This window comes from Pseudomonas sp. AC016, assembly GCF_979253365.1.
The window spans coordinates 2,620,641-2,634,550 of the sequence record NZ_CEEDCC010000001.1 but is presented as its reverse complement, the minus strand read 5'-3'; the positions used below and the strand labels follow the sequence as shown (position 1 = coordinate 2,634,550).

The 13,910-nt window shown below is 60.7% G+C and carries 11 protein-coding genes; 9 read left to right on the top strand and 2 right to left on the bottom strand.

The annotated features are described in order from the left end of the window. Nucleotides 1-159: 159 nt before the first annotated feature. A complete protein-coding gene (locus AC0IXS_RS11910) occupies nt 160-1,125 on the bottom strand; it encodes an alpha/beta hydrolase family protein (protein ID WP_471824689.1) in 966 nt (321 codons plus the stop codon). Nucleotides 1,126-1,279: 154 nt separating this feature from the next. On the opposite strand from AC0IXS_RS11910, the gene AC0IXS_RS11905 reads away from it, so the two are divergent. From AC0IXS_RS11905 to trpE, 9 genes are all read left to right on the top strand, one after another. Further along, entirely contained in the window at nt 1,280-3,241 is a 1,962-nt protein-coding gene (locus AC0IXS_RS11905; protein ID WP_471826226.1) for a sensor histidine kinase, read from the top strand. Then, nucleotides 3,238-3,867 carry a response regulator gene (locus AC0IXS_RS11900; protein WP_004885362.1) on the top strand — a complete coding sequence of 210 codons (630 nt, stop codon included), beginning with the start codon at nt 3,238-3,240 and terminating at the stop codon, nt 3,865-3,867. The genes AC0IXS_RS11905 and AC0IXS_RS11900 overlap by 4 nt, the downstream gene beginning before the upstream one ends. 296 nt (nt 3,868-4,163) lie before the next feature. Next, nucleotides 4,164-5,288, top strand: a complete 1,125-nt coding sequence (locus tag AC0IXS_RS11895) for an ABC transporter ATP-binding protein (protein ID WP_025995960.1) — start codon at nt 4,164-4,166, stop codon at nt 5,286-5,288. A gap of 82 nt (nt 5,289-5,370) precedes the next feature. Beyond that, nucleotides 5,371-6,405: a polyamine ABC transporter substrate-binding protein gene (locus AC0IXS_RS11890; RefSeq protein ID WP_004885367.1), complete on the top strand. Its 1,035-nt coding sequence runs from the start codon at nt 5,371-5,373 to the stop codon at nt 6,403-6,405. A 78-nt stretch (nt 6,406-6,483) separates the two neighbouring features. Continuing rightward, nucleotides 6,484-7,731: an ABC transporter permease gene (locus tag AC0IXS_RS11885; protein ID WP_471824686.1), complete on the top strand. Its 1,248-nt coding sequence runs from the start codon at nt 6,484-6,486 to the stop codon at nt 7,729-7,731. Nucleotides 7,732-7,742: 11 nt separating this feature from the next. Continuing rightward, nucleotides 7,743-8,567, top strand: coding sequence for an ABC transporter permease (locus AC0IXS_RS11880; RefSeq protein WP_449117685.1), 825 nt, complete (start codon nt 7,743-7,745; stop codon nt 8,565-8,567). 161 nt (nt 8,568-8,728) lie between these two features. Further along, nucleotides 8,729-9,403 (top strand): ribulose-phosphate 3-epimerase, encoded by a 675-nt coding sequence (gene rpe / locus AC0IXS_RS11875; RefSeq protein WP_004885372.1) that lies wholly within the window; start codon nt 8,729-8,731, stop codon nt 9,401-9,403. Next, nucleotides 9,400-10,218 (top strand): phosphoglycolate phosphatase, encoded by an 819-nt coding sequence (locus AC0IXS_RS11870; RefSeq protein ID WP_122553354.1) that lies wholly within the window; start codon nt 9,400-9,402, stop codon nt 10,216-10,218. Before rpe ends, AC0IXS_RS11870 begins: the two co-directional genes overlap by 4 nt. Before the next feature lie 70 nt (nt 10,219-10,288). Continuing rightward, nucleotides 10,289-11,770 carry an anthranilate synthase component I gene (gene trpE / locus AC0IXS_RS11865; RefSeq protein ID WP_057409924.1) on the top strand — a complete coding sequence of 494 codons (1,482 nt, stop codon included), beginning with the start codon at nt 10,289-10,291 and terminating at the stop codon, nt 11,768-11,770. A 149-nt stretch (nt 11,771-11,919) separates the two neighbouring features. On the opposite strand, the gene estP is transcribed toward trpE, so the two are convergent. Next, nucleotides 11,920-13,851: an esterase EstP gene (estP, locus tag AC0IXS_RS11860; protein WP_471824683.1), complete on the bottom strand. Its 1,932-nt coding sequence runs from the start codon at nt 13,849-13,851 to the stop codon at nt 11,920-11,922. Nucleotides 13,852-13,910 lie beyond the last annotated feature (59 nt).

The window sequence follows — 13,910 nt, the reverse complement described above, 5'->3', positions numbered from 1 at the left end:
TCACTGATTTTCTGTCTGTAAGAACCTATCGCGGGCAAGCGCTCCTACGGTCCGGTGTGTGCTGCGCGACAGCGCTACGTCGAAGACGTGGTGACGCCTCTCACAATCTGGTGATTGCTACGGACAGCGTGTTTCAACACGCCAAGAGCATCCCCCGGCCTATTTGGCCTCGACCCAGCCCCGAACCCGGCGGAACAGTTGTTCCTGTTCTGTCTCTGCATTGCCTGCAATATTGATCAGCCCGATTTGTGTGAAGCCCGGTCCCTTGGCGCGTTTGCTGGCCTGGAGGCGTTCGGTCGCTGCCTGCTGGGGCGGGTTCTTGTAGATGAAGTCGGCGGTGTTGACCTTCAGCGTGGGCACCATGTCCAGCAGTGACGGTGGCGTGTCGAGCGGTTCGCGCGCGGCCACCATCACCAGTTTCTGTACCAGAGGCGACGGGCGCTCGCTCATGTAGCGCGTCGCCCAATAAGCGCCGCTGCTGTGGCCGAGCAAGACGATGCTGTGCGCCTTGTTCTGCTGCGCAAAGGCAATCGCGCTATCAATGCGGGCAAAGACCCGTTCAGCCTGGGCCTTGTTGCGTTCTTCATCGGCCGCTGCCTTGGCCGTGTCGGCGCTGGCCTGGGCTTCTGCTTCGGCGGCCGCATCCTTGGCAGGCGCATCCTTTGGCGCTTCCTTGGGTTTTTCAGCGCTGGCGTCGCCGGTTGCGGCGTCAGTGTCACGTGGCATCAGCGCACTGTCCTGTGCGTCCGGCAAGGTCACGCTCAGGCTGGACCAGCCAACGTTGGGAAACTTGCGTCGCAGCGGGCCGACCACGTCGGGCCAGTCCGGCGATTCGCCTGCGCCAGGCAGGATAATGACGGCACCTTGCGGCTCGTCGGTGTTGGCCGGTTTCCAGAGCGCCAGAAAGCTTTCGTCGCCTGCCTGCAGTTGCTGCTGATCCTCTTTGGGCAGTTGACGCTCAAGCGCGACGGCATCTTCCTGCGCGCGGCTGGGCAGTGGCGCGCGCTCTTCGGGAGCTTCCTTGGCCGCGTCCTTTGGTGCATCGGCTGCCAGGGCAGGCAGGGCACAAGGAATGATCAATGACAGAAACAATGCAGGAAACATTGCGCGAATGGTGTGGGACATCGGATATTCCAAGCCAGAAACGATACCGGCAGCCTAATGGGTTGATCGGCTTTTGTCAGGCGTGAGCCTGGGCGCACTACCTCTATATGAGAACGACACGTTGCTAACTCGTCTTCGGCGCATCGGTTTTATCGGCTGCCTGGCTGTGCTCTTGATGGCGCAGGCGGCAAATGCACAGTTCGCTGCATCTGACGTTGCTGCGCGTGCCCAACTGAATCCGGCGCAGCGTGAGTGGCTGAAACAGCATGGCCCGTTGCGCGTCGGCCTTGTGCTGCGTGCGCCCTACGCGCAGTTCGATCAGCGCCTGCAGCAGTTGTCGGGAGCCAATGTCGAGTTCATGAATGCCCTGGCGGCCACGTTGCCAGTGGAATTGCTGTGGCGAAATTTCGCTGATCAGGCCGCACTCGAGAAAGCGCTGGCCGAGGGCGAAGTGGACGTTGCACCCGGTCTGACCCAGACGCCTGCGGGACTGAAACTCTGGCTGTTTTCCGATCCCTATCTACGAGTCTCCCAGTTGTTGATCGGCGAACGGGACGGCAGCACCGCCGTGGATCTTGACAAGCTCGACAGTCTCTCCCGAGTTGCGGTCCGTATGCCCAGTGCCACGGCCGATTACCTGCGCAGCAATTACCCGCACCTGAATCTGCAAGGCGTACCGCTGGAGCGTCAGGCCTTGCAGTTGTTGCTCAGCCAGCAGGCGCGCTATGCCGTGGCCGATGAAGCCCAGCTCAGTCGCCTGCTGCGCGAGCCCGAGTTTGCAGGTCTTGCGGTGGTGGGCGACATCGGCCTGCCGCTGTTGCTGAGGGTCGCGTCGCGCCGGGATGCCCCGGAGCTTGCGGACATCATCGGTGAAGCGTTGCGTGCCATTCCGGCCAGAGAACTGGATCAACTGCACACCCGCTGGATGCCGCTGACACCTTCGCATTTCAGCGAGTCGCCGGGGCTCTGGCAGAACCTGTGCATCCTGCTGCTGGTGATGCTGCTGGCCTGTTTCGCCATCGTGATCTGGCAACGTCGTCAGCAGCAGGCGCTCGAGCAGGAGTTGCTCACTGCTCGCGATGACATCGCCCGCCGGGTGCAAGGCGAGGAATCGCTACGGTTGGCGCAGTTTTCCATCGACCAGAGCACCGTCGGCATTCTCTGGGTCAACTGGGACAGCCGCGTGCGCTACGCCAACCGGGCGGCGGAAACCATGCTCGGTTATGCGCCGGGTAAAGTCGTCGAAAGGCCCTTGATCGATTTTGACCCCAGCCTGCATATGGATCGCTGGCTCAACCTGTGGAAGAACGCTCGCTCGACCGAAGAGAGCCCACAACTGTTCGAGACCAATTGTGTGCGCGCCGACGGCAGCGTATTGCCGGTCGATGTATCGCTGAGCTTTCTGCGCTTTCGCGAGGCGGAATATCTGGTGGTCTTCCTCAGCGATGTCAGCGAACGACGTCGCGCCCATGATCAGTTGCGCGAACTGTCGGCTCACCTGGAAAGCGTGCGTGAAGAAGAAAAAGCCAGGATCGCCCGCGAGGTCCACGACGAATTGGGGCAGATGCTGACCGTACTCAAGCTGGAAACCTCGATGTGCGAACTGGCCTACGCCGATCTGGACCCCGGCCTCAGCGAGCGGCTGGGCAGCATGAAAAAACTGATTGCGCAGTTGTTCCAGTTGGTACGCGATGTGGCGACCGCGCTGAGACCGCCGATTCTCGATGCGGGCATTGCCTCGGCCATCGAGTGGCAGGCCCGGCGTTTCGAGGCGCGGACTCAGATCCCTTGCCTGGTGCAGGTCCCGGACAATCTGCCGACGCTCAGCGATGCGAAGGCGACAGGAATGTTCAGGATTCTTCAGGAGGCGCTGACCAATGTGATGCGTCACGCGCAGGCGCACACGGTCGAAATCAGCCTGACGCTTGAGCGAGACATGCTCTGCATGACGGTGGCCGACGACGGGCAGGGCTTCGTCATCGAGTCCGGCAGGTCGGCGTCGTTCGGTGTGGTCGGGATGCGCGAGCGGGTATTGATGCTGGGCGGTCGATTGTTGCTGGACAGCGAGCTGGGTGAGGGCACAACCTTGCGCGCCTATATTCCGTTGGACCCCGCTGGACAGGAGCGAGCAAAGTGATCCGTGTACTGGTAGCCGAAGACCACACCATCGTGCGTGAGGGCATCAAGCAGTTGATCGGCCTGGCCAAGGACCTGCAGGTGGTGGGCGAGGCGAGCAATGGCGAGCAACTGCTGGAGACGCTGCGCCATGTGGCCTGCGAGGTGGTGCTGCTGGATATTTCCATGCCGGGCGTCAACGGACTTGAAGCGATCCCGAGAATTCGTGCCTTGAACAATCCACCCGCCATTCTGGTGCTGTCGATGCATGACGAGGCGCAGATGGCGGCCCGCGCCTTGAAAGTCGGTGCCGCAGGTTACGCCACCAAGGACAGCGATCCGGCGCTGCTGCTGACGGCGATCCGTCGCGTGGCGGCAGGCGGGCGTTACATCGACCCCGAACTGGCCGACCGCATGGTGTTCGAGGTGGGCCTCACCGACAACCGCCCGTTGCACTCGCTGCTGTCCGAGCGCGAATTTTCGGTCTTCGAACGACTGGCCCAGGGCGCGAATGTCAACGACATCGCCCAGCAACTGGCACTGAGCAGCAAGACCATCAGCACCCACAAGGCGCGCCTGATGCAGAAAATGAAGCTCAACTCGCTGGCTGACCTTGTGAAATATGCGATGGAGCACAAGCTGCTCTGAGTCTGAAAACGACATGTGTCAGAGTTCTGGACACCGACCCGTGGGAGCGGACTTGTCCGCGAAGAATGGGTCAGGCGACGCAGATGCTCAGGGTTGGCTACTTTTCGCGGACAAGTCCGCTCCCACCTGATTCCGCGCAGTTTAGAAGACATACCCATCCCCGCCATCCTTGTAGGGCAATCCCTACCCCTGGCCTTCCAGCCTGCCTAGGCTAATCTCTCATCAGCCCCGATTTGCGGGGGCTTCGGGCTGTTCTAGTCTTCGAGCCACGCAGACAGAAAACAAAGGTGTGGGTAATGAGCGACGTCGATACAAGCGCTGGAGCAAGTGATGTTCTGGTCAGCTTTCGTGGTGTGCAGAAGAGCTACGACGGCGAAGCACTGATCGTCAAAGACCTCAACCTGGATATTCGCAAAGGCGAGTTTCTCACCCTGCTCGGACCGTCCGGTTCCGGCAAGACCACCAGCCTGATGATGCTGGCCGGTTTCGAAACCCCGACTGCCGGTGAAATCCTGCTCGGCGGCCGTGCCATCAATAATGTGCCGCCGCACAAACGCGACATCGGCATGGTGTTTCAGAATTACGCATTGTTTCCGCACATGACGGTGGCCGAGAACCTGGCGTTCCCGCTGTCGGTGCGTGGCATGAGCAAGACCGATGTCGGCGAGAAAGTGAAACGTGCGCTGGGCATGGTCCAGTTGGATACGTTCGCTCATCGCTATCCGGCCCAGTTGTCCGGCGGTCAGCAGCAGCGTGTCGCCCTTGCCCGCGCGCTGGTTTTCGAACCGCAGCTGGTGCTGATGGACGAACCCCTCGGCGCACTCGACAAGCAACTGCGTGAGCACATGCAGATGGAGATCAAGCACCTCCACCAGCGCCTCGGCGTGACCGTGGTGTACGTGACCCACGACCAGGGCGAAGCCCTCACCATGTCTGACCGCGTGGCAGTATTCCATCAGGGCGAAATCCAGCAGATCGCGCCACCGCGCAGCCTGTATGAAGAGCCAAAAAACACCTTTGTGGCCAACTTCATCGGCGAGAACAATCGCCTCAACGGCCGTCTGGTCAGTCAGGACGGCGACCGCTGCGTCGTCGAGCTGGAGCGCGGTGAGAAAGTCCACGCACTGGCGATCAACGTCGGGCAGCCGGGCGGTCCGGTCACGCTGTCCATTCGCCCCGAACGCATCCACCTCAATGGCCGCAGCGAGAGTTGCACCAATCGTTTCTCCGGCCGTGTTGCCGAGTTCATTTACCTGGGCGACCACGTGCGCGTGCGTCTGGAAGTGGCAGGCAAGACCGACTTCTTCGTCAAGCAGCCCATCGCCGAGCTGGACCCGGCGCTGAGCGTCGGCGACGTGGTGCCCATCGGATGGCAAGTCGAGCACGTGCGCGCGCTCGACCCCTTGCAGCAAGTGCATTGATCTATCGATAAAAGCAATAACAGAGGCGAATCGATCGCCCATTCCAATCGCTTACCAACACTGCTCGTGGAGAAAAGAATAAATGCTGAAATCATTGAAGTTCACCGCCATCACCCTGGGGATGATGTGCGCAGCGCAGACCATGGCAGCCACTGACCTGACGGTCATTTCCTTCGGCGGTGCCAACAAGTCCGCGCAGGAAAAAGCCTTCTACGCGCCGTGGGAAAAGGCGGGTAATGGCAAGATCATCGCCGGTGAGTACAACGGTGAAATGGCCAAGATCAAGACCATGGTCGACACCAAGAGCGTGTCCTGGGACCTGGTAGAAGTCGAGTCGCCGGAGCTGGCGCGTGGCTGTGACGAGGACATGTTCGAAGAGCTTGATCCGGCCATGCTGGGCAAGGCTTCCGACTATGTTCCGGGCGCCATCACCACCTGCGGTGCCGGTTTCTTCGTCTGGTCCACCGTGCTCGCCTACAACGCCGACAAGGTTGCCAGCGCACCGAGCGGCTGGGCGGATTTCTGGGACACCAAGAAATTTCCAGGCAAGCGTGGCCTGCGCAAGGGCGCCAAGTACACCCTGGAATTCGCTCTGATGGCCGACGGCGTTGCGCCGAAGGACGTCTATAAAGTGCTGGCCAGCAAAGACGGCCAGGACCGTGCGTTCAAGAAGCTCGATGAGCTCAAGCCGAACATCCAGTGGTGGGAAGCCGGCGCACAGCCGCCGCAATACCTCGCCTCCGGCGACGTGGTGATGAGCTCGGCCTACAACGGTCGCATCGCCGCCGTACAGAAAGAAAGCAACCTGAAAGTGGTGTGGACTGGCGGCGTCTACGACTTCGACGCATGGGCCATTCCAAAGGGTTCGAAAAACGCTGAAGCTGCGAAGAAATTCATCGCCTACAGCCTGAGCCCGGAACAGCAGAAGGTCTACTCGCAGAACATTGCCTACGGCCCGGCCAACACTCAGGCGGTACCGCTGCTGGACAAGGAAACCCTGCAGAACATGCCGACGACCCCTGAGAACATCAAGGATCAGGTGCAGATGAACGTGTCGTTCTGGACTGACAACGGCGAATCCCTGGAGCAGCGTTTCACTGCCTGGGCCGCCAAGTAAGCGCGTCACGTTGCGTTAGATCCGGGTGTTCCCTGTACCAAGGGGAACACCCTTCGTTGAAAGATTCCGGAGTTCGCTATGGCCATCGCCGTGCCCCTGACTGAAGGCGCCAGCCCCAACTTGAAGCAACGTCTTGCTCGCGCAGAGCGGGTCAACCGCTGGAAGGCCCAGGCACTGATCGCTCCGCTGGTCATCTTCCTGCTGCTGGTGTTTCTGGTCCCTATCGCCGCGCTGCTCTACAAAAGCGTCGATAACCCGGAAGTCGTTGCCGCCTTGCCGAGCACCGTGATCGAAGTCCAGAAATGGGATGGAAAAGGGCTGCCGCCCGAGTCGGTCTACAAGGCAATTAGCCTGGACCTGGCTGAAACCCGCAAGAATTCGACCCTGGGCGATCTGTCCAGACGCTTGAACGTGGAGCTGGCCGGTTATCGCAGCCTGCTGAGCAAGACGGCTCGTGCGTTGCCGTTCAAGACTGAGCCTGCCTCTTATAAAGAAGCGCTCGAAGCGCTGGATGAGCGTTGGGGCGATCCCGCCTACTGGCAGGCCGTGCGCCGCAACACCAGCAGCATCACCCCGTATTACGTACTGGCCGCGCTGGATCATCGCATCGACGACCTCGGTGAAGTGGCCCCCGCGACCCCTGATCAAGCAATCTATCTGGACATCTTCGCCCGCACTTTCTGGATGGGACTGGTCATTACCGTTATCTGTCTGGTGCTGGCGTATCCACTGGCCTATCTGCTCGCCAGCCTGCCTTCACGGCAAAGCAATCTGCTGATGATTCTGGTGCTGCTGCCGTTCTGGACCTCGATTCTGGTGCGGGTTGCGGCCTGGATCGTATTGCTCCAGTCCAGCGGACTGATCAACAGCGCGTTGCTGGCGATGGGCATTATCGACAAGCCGCTGGAACTGGTCTTCAACCGGGTGGGTGTGTACATCTCAATGGTGCACATCATGCTGCCGTTCATGATCCTGCCGATCTACAGCGTGATGAAGAACATCTCTCCGACCTACATGCGCGCCGCAATTTCTCTGGGCTGTCATCCGTTCACCAGCTTCTGGCGCGTGTACTTCCCGCAGACCTACGCCGGGATCGGTGCCGGGTGCCTGCTGGTGTTCATTCTGTCGATCGGCTACTACATCACCCCGGCCCTGCTGGGCAGCCCGAACGATCAGATGGTCAGCTACTTCGTCGCGTTCTACACCAACACCAGCATCAACTGGGGCATGGCCACAGCGTTGGGAGGTCTGCTGCTGTTGGCGACCATCGTGCTGTATCTGATCTATAGCTGGCTGGTCGGCGCCAGCCGCCTGCGTCTGAGCTGAGGAGCGTCACCATGCTGAATCCCTACACATCGCCGATCGAGCGCATCTGGTATTTCGCGCTGCGCATCATCTGTGCGCTGGTGCTGCTGTTCCTCGTGCTGCCAGTGCTGGTCATCATTCCGCTGTCGTTCAACTCCGGCAGCTTTCTGGTCTATCCGCTGCAGGGCTTTTCCCTGCAGTGGTATCAGGACTTCTTCAACTCTGCCGAGTGGATGCGGGCACTGAAGAACAGCATGATCGTCGCTCCGGCCGCGACCGTGCTGGCCATGGTGTTCGGCACGCTGGCGGCCATTGGCCTGACGCGGGGCAACTTCCCCGGCAAGGCGCTGGTCATGGCGCTGGTGATCTCGCCGATGGTCGTGCCGGTGGTGATCGTCGGGGTCGCCAGTTACCTGTTTTTCGCACCGCTCGGGCTGGGCAACAGCTACACCTCGCTGATCCTGGTGCACGCGGTGCTGGGTGTGCCGTTCGTGATCATCACCGTGTCGGCGACGTTGCAGGGCTTCAATCACAATCTGGTGCGTGCAGCGGCCAGCCTGGGCGCCTCGCCGCTGACTGCGTTTCGCCGCGTGACCTTGCCGCTGATCGCGCCGGGCGTGATTTCCGGTGCGCTGTTCGCCTTCGCGACCTCGTTCGATGAAGTGGTGGTGACGCTGTTTCTCGCCGGTCCCGAGCAAGCGACATTGCCGCGACAGATGTTCAGCGGTATCCGCGAAAACCTCAGCCCGACCATCGCCGCTGCCGCCACCCTGCTGATCGGTTTTTCGGTGGTATTGCTGCTGGTGCTGGAGTGGCTGCGTGGGCGGAGCGAGAAGTTGAGGACGCAGGCGGTCTGATGCCTTTGCGCAGCGGACACTCAGGATGTGTCATGCATGAAGCGATCTCTGATATTTAGCCGCTGAATGCCTGACAAAAACATCCAGAGTGCACCTGCGACATATCCAGAAACGTTGGAGTACAATGCGCGCCACTGTGATTCTGCTCAAACAGGTGCGTCATGCAGCCCTTCGTTATTGCCCCATCGATTCTTTCCGCTGACTTCGCCCGTTTGGGTGAGGAAGTCGACAATGTGCTGGCCGCTGGCGCGGACTTCGTGCATTTCGATGTCATGGACAACCACTACGTCCCGAACCTGACCATTGGTCCGATGGTGTGCAGCGCGCTGCGTAAGTACGGCGTTACAGCGCCCATCGATGTGCACCTGATGGTCAGCCCGGTGGACCGCATCATCGGCGATTTCGTCGAGGCCGGTGCCACGTACATCACCTTCCACCCTGAAGCCACTCAGCACATCGACCGTTCGTTGCAGTTGATTCGCGAAGGCGGTTGCAAGTCGGGTCTGGTGTTCAATCCTGCGACGCCGCTGAACCTGTTGGAGTACGTCATGGACAAGGTCGACATGATCCTGCTCATGAGCGTCAACCCCGGTTTCGGTGGTCAGAAGTTCATTCCCGGCACGCTGAACAAACTGCGTGAAGCACGGGCGTTGATCGATGCGTCGGGTCGCGATATCCGTCTGGAGATCGACGGCGGCGTCAACGTCAATAATATCCGCGAAATCGCGGCTGCCGGTGCCGACACTTTTGTCGCCGGTTCTGCCATCTTCAATGCCCCCGATTACCGCGAAGTGATCGAGAAAATGCGTGCCGAACTGGCGTCTGCCCGCGCATGAGCGGCTTCGAGCAGCTGTTTGCAGGTCAACTGCCCAAGCTGATCATGTTCGATCTGGACGGAACCCTCGTGGACTCCGTGCCGGATCTTGCCGTCGCCGTGGACAAAATGCTGCTTGAGCTGGGTCGTCCTGCGGCCGGGCTTGAGTCGGTACGCGCCTGGGTTGGCAACGGCGCGCCGGTGCTGGTGCGTCGCGCGCTGGCCAATGACATCGACCACGGCCATGTCGACGACGCCCTGGCCGAGCGCGGGCTGGAGATCTTCATGGAAGCCTACGCGCAAAAGCACGAGTTCACTGTGGTCTATCCGGGCGTGCGCGAAACCCTGAAGTGGCTGCAGAAGATGGGCGTGCAGATGGCCCTCATCACCAACAAGCCGGAGCGCTTCGTTGCGCCGTTGCTCGATGAAATGAAGCTGGGCCGGTTTTTTCGCTGGATCGTCGGTGGCGACACCATGCCGCAAAAGAAACCCGATCCTGCGGCGTTGTTTTTCGTCATGAAAATGGCCGGTGTTCCGGCCTCGCAATCCCTGTTCGTCGGCGACTCGCGGACCGACGTGCAGGCTGCCAAAGCCGCCGGTGTGGCCTGCGTTGCGATGAGCTACGGCTACAACCATGGTCGCCCGATTGCCGAGGAATCTCCGGCGATGGTGATCGATGATCTGCGCAAGCTGATTCCCGGTTGCCTGGATCAGGACGCTGAGATACTGTTGCCCGACATCGAACGTCCCTCCTTTAGAGATTCCATCGTGGTGGTCACTCGCAAACTCTGGATGAAAGTCATGAAGGCCCTGGCCCGCTGGCGTTGGCGCGCCTGACTTGTTTCTGGCCGGCCTGCCGGTGCGTTTGCCTTACTGACCGTTTTATCCTCAAACCACGAGGTTGCTCATGAACCGTGAAGAATTCCTGCGTTTGGCCGCTGATGGCTTCAACCGCATTCCGCTTGCCCGCGAAACCCTCGCTGACTTCGACACACCGCTGTCGATCTACCTGAAACTGGCCGACCAGCCGAACTCCTATCTGCTGGAGTCGGTGCAGGGCGGCGAGAAGTGGGGGCGGTATTCGATCATCGGTCTGCCATGTCGCACCGTGATGCGTGTGCATGGCCATCGCGTCAGCATTACCCACGATGGCGTCGAGATCGAAACTCACGAATCGGAAGACCCACTGGCGTTCGTCGAAGCCTTCAAGGCGCGCTACAACGTGCCGACCATCGCCGGTCTGCCGCGTTTCAATGGCGGTCTGGTCGGTTATTTCGGTTATGACTGCGTGCGTTATGTCGAGAAACGTCTGGCCAACTGCCCGAACCCGGATCCGCTGGGCGTGCCCGATATCCTGCTGATGGTGTCCGATGCGGTTGTGGTGTTCGACAACCTGGCGGGCAAGATGCACGCCATCGTGCTGGTCGATCCTGCACAGCAGGATGCCTATGAGCATGGGCGCAAGCAGCTGGATGAACTGATGGACAAACTGCGTCAGCCAATCACGCCGCGTCGTGGTCTGGATCTGGACCGTCCGCCTGCGCCCGATCCGGTATTCCGCTCCAGTTTTACTCAGGGCGATTACGAAGCCGCAGTCGATACTATCAAGCAGTACATCCTGGCGGGCGACGTGATGCAGGTCGTCCCGTCGCAACGCATGTCCATCGACTTCAAGGCCGCGCCCATCGATCTGTACCGGGCGCTGCGCTGCTTCAACCCGACGCCTTATATGTACTTCTTCAACTTCGGCGATTTCCATGTCGTCGGCAGTTCGCCGGAAGTGCTGGTGCGGGTCGAGGACAACCTCATCACGGTGCGTCCAATCGCCGGGACCCGCCCACGCGGTGCCAACGAAGAGGCCGATCTGGCGCTGGAAAAAGACCTGCTGTCCGACGACAAGGAAATCGCCGAGCACCTGATGCTCATCGACCTGGGTCGTAACGATACCGGTCGGGTATCGGAGATCGGTACGGTCAAGCTGACCGAGAAGATGGTCATCGAGCGTTATTCCAACGTGATGCACATCGTCTCCAACGTCACCGGCCAGTTGAAGGAAGGCCTGACGGCGATGGACGCTCTGCGAGCGATTCTGCCGGCGGGCACCTTGTCCGGCGCACCAAAGATTCGCGCGATGGAAATCATCGACGAGCTGGAACCGGTCAAGCGTGGCGTTTACGGCGGCGCCGTGGGCTACTTTGCCTGGAACGGCAACATGGACACTGCCATCGCGATTCGTACGGCGGTGATCAAGAACGGCGAGCTGCATGTGCAGGCGGGCGGCGGGATTGTGGCTGACTCGGTGCCTGCGCTGGAGTGGGAAGAGACCCTCAACAAACGCCGCGCGATGTTCCGCGCAGTGGCGCTGGCGGAGCAGACCGCGGGGGAGTGAGAGCCTCCCACAGTCCGTGGTCGCAGCAAGATACGGGTATAACGCTGAGCACAAGCATGGGCATGATCGGCGTGCTTGAGATCACGCTGATCGTTCCCACGCTCTGGAGCGTGGGAACGATCATCTCCCGCATGGTCCCATTCCTTCACTCAGAAGTTCAGGCTCAGCGCCACGTTAGCCCCTTGCTGGGTCACGTCATCGTTCTTGCGCCAGTTGTAGTTGGCGCGCAGCGTGAGGTCCTGGGTGAGTTTCTGGCTGACGCCCAGTGTGGCGCGGTTGAGGTTGCGTTGCGGGGTGTAGCCGTCCAGCGTGAAGTCGATGGGCGGCACGCTGTTGAGCGACAGGGTCACGTCCTGCTGATCGGTTTCAAACTCCCGCTCACGCGCCACTTCTCCCCAGACCTGCGTCGATGGTGTGACCTGGAACTTGCCCTGCAAGCCCACGCCTGCTCGTTTGGATTTGCGCGTCTGGTCGCTAAAGGTCAATGCCGTCGAACGAGTGCCTTCTTCGGAATAGCCGTCCACATCGATGTGCGCATAGTCTGCGCTGATGAACGGCGACAGGTGCCAGCGGCTGGCTGTGCCCGCGATGTCGAAGCCGACACGTGCGCTCACAGCCCACATTTCACCGTCGGTATCGCCTTTCTCCTGACCTTGGCTCACGCCCAATGCGAACTTGCGCTCGGCGTTCTCGTAATCCAGTTTGCCGCCTGAGGCCGCCAGATCACCCCACCAGTGGTTGGCCTGATACTGCAGAAACGCGGTGGCGATGTAGCTGTTGAGTTTGTAGTCCGAATCTCGCGGACCCGCCTCGAGGTTCTGTCGATAGGCGCCTGCAACGACACCCGTGCGCCAGTTTTCGGCGAAACGGTAGCTGGTGCCGATCGTGAGGTTGTAGCCCTTGCCGTCTGCATCTGCAGCGGTGTCCTGAGCGTCGATGTCCAGTTTCTGACCGCCTGCCGAGAGGATGCCTTGCCATTGGCCAACCGCCTGCCAGTTGCCAAAGTCGCTGAGCCATTGGGCGTGCAGCTCGTCCTGGTGGGCACGCAGGGTGCTGTTGGCCATTTCCGGCAGGAGGGTGATTTCCCAGGGCGCCGACAACAATGAATACGCATAGTCGGCCAGCAGACGCTGCCCGGCTTCGGTCGGGTGAACGCGGTCGTTGAAGAACAGCTTGGTCGGATCAGGTGTTGTGCCTGAGCGTCCGAAGGTGGCGCTTTCGTCACAGCTGTCGCCGCTGAAACAAGTGCCGACCAGATCTTCATTGGGATCGAAGCCGAATCGCGCAGGCTGCGCCAGGGTTTCGCTGATCAGCAGCGGCACGTTGAGCGGGATGATCTGCGCATCGATCTGCGACAGCCGGCTGACCAGTTGCTCGTTGAATCGGGCGCTGAGTCTGGACGTCAAGGATTCCAGCACCGTGCCGCTCAAGGCGGGCGTCTGGCCGATGTCCGGCAGCAGCCAGACCATGATGTGACGTGCGCCCGCCTGCTGCAGCACCTGCGCGCTGTCGGCGAGACGGTCGGCGGCATCCTCGGCATCGCCGAAACTCAGTACACGACCCTGCAGGAAATCGTTGCCACCTCCGGTCAAGTAATAAAGCGCATTCGGATCGGCACGAAACCCGTTGCTGGGCAGATAGCCCGGGCGGCTGCGCAGAACGGTCTGCGATCCGCTGGTGATGGGCGTCACCGCGTCGGACTGCGTGGTGATCGAGTCCAGGACCTGGTCGGTTCGATAGCCGCCTACCGCCCAGTTGTTGCCATCCGGCAGGCCCAGCGCAGCGTTGACGGGGGAGGTCGAAGCGGCCAGATCGCCAGCAGAAACGTTGAGCATTCTGCCGATAAGCGTGGACGAGTTGAGGTTGTAAACCTCGCCGCTGCCGTCCTGATAGGTCGGCCCGACCCGGTTGGTGAAGCGCAGGGTCGAACCGGCAGGTCCGTCCGTGTCGGGAAACTGCCCGGCATCGGCCAGACTGTCACCGAACACAACCATGGTCGAGTAAGGCGCGGCAACGGCCGTGCTACAGGCCAGCGAAAGCAGACAGGCCGCGAAGGGCCATCGCCTTGATATCGTGATCATGAGAAAGATCCTTTCCTGTTTTTTATTCTGTCTAGGAAACGTAGCAAGCCTCTTCATGA

Coding starts and splice junctions, on each gene's coding strand:
- AC0IXS_RS11870 (WP_122553354.1), top strand. CDS start 9,400: ATGAGCGGCTTCGAGCAGCTGTTTGCAGGTCAACTGCCCAAGCTGATC.
- rpe (WP_004885372.1), top strand. CDS start 8,729: ATGCAGCCCTTCGTTATTGCCCCATCGATTCTTTCCGCTGACTTCGCC.
- AC0IXS_RS11910 (WP_471824689.1), bottom strand. CDS start 1,125: ATGTCCCACACCATTCGCGCAATGTTTCCTGCATTGTTTCTGTCATTG.
- trpE (WP_057409924.1), top strand. CDS start 10,289: ATGAACCGTGAAGAATTCCTGCGTTTGGCCGCTGATGGCTTCAACCGC.
- AC0IXS_RS11905 (WP_471826226.1), top strand. CDS start 1,280: ATGGCGCAGGCGGCAAATGCACAGTTCGCTGCATCTGACGTTGCTGCG.
- AC0IXS_RS11880 (WP_449117685.1), top strand. CDS start 7,743: ATGCTGAATCCCTACACATCGCCGATCGAGCGCATCTGGTATTTCGCG.
- AC0IXS_RS11895 (WP_025995960.1), top strand. CDS start 4,164: ATGAGCGACGTCGATACAAGCGCTGGAGCAAGTGATGTTCTGGTCAGC.
- AC0IXS_RS11885 (WP_471824686.1), top strand. CDS start 6,484: ATGGCCATCGCCGTGCCCCTGACTGAAGGCGCCAGCCCCAACTTGAAG.
- AC0IXS_RS11890 (WP_004885367.1), top strand. CDS start 5,371: ATGCTGAAATCATTGAAGTTCACCGCCATCACCCTGGGGATGATGTGC.
- estP (WP_471824683.1), bottom strand. CDS start 13,851: ATGATCACGATATCAAGGCGATGGCCCTTCGCGGCCTGTCTGCTTTCG.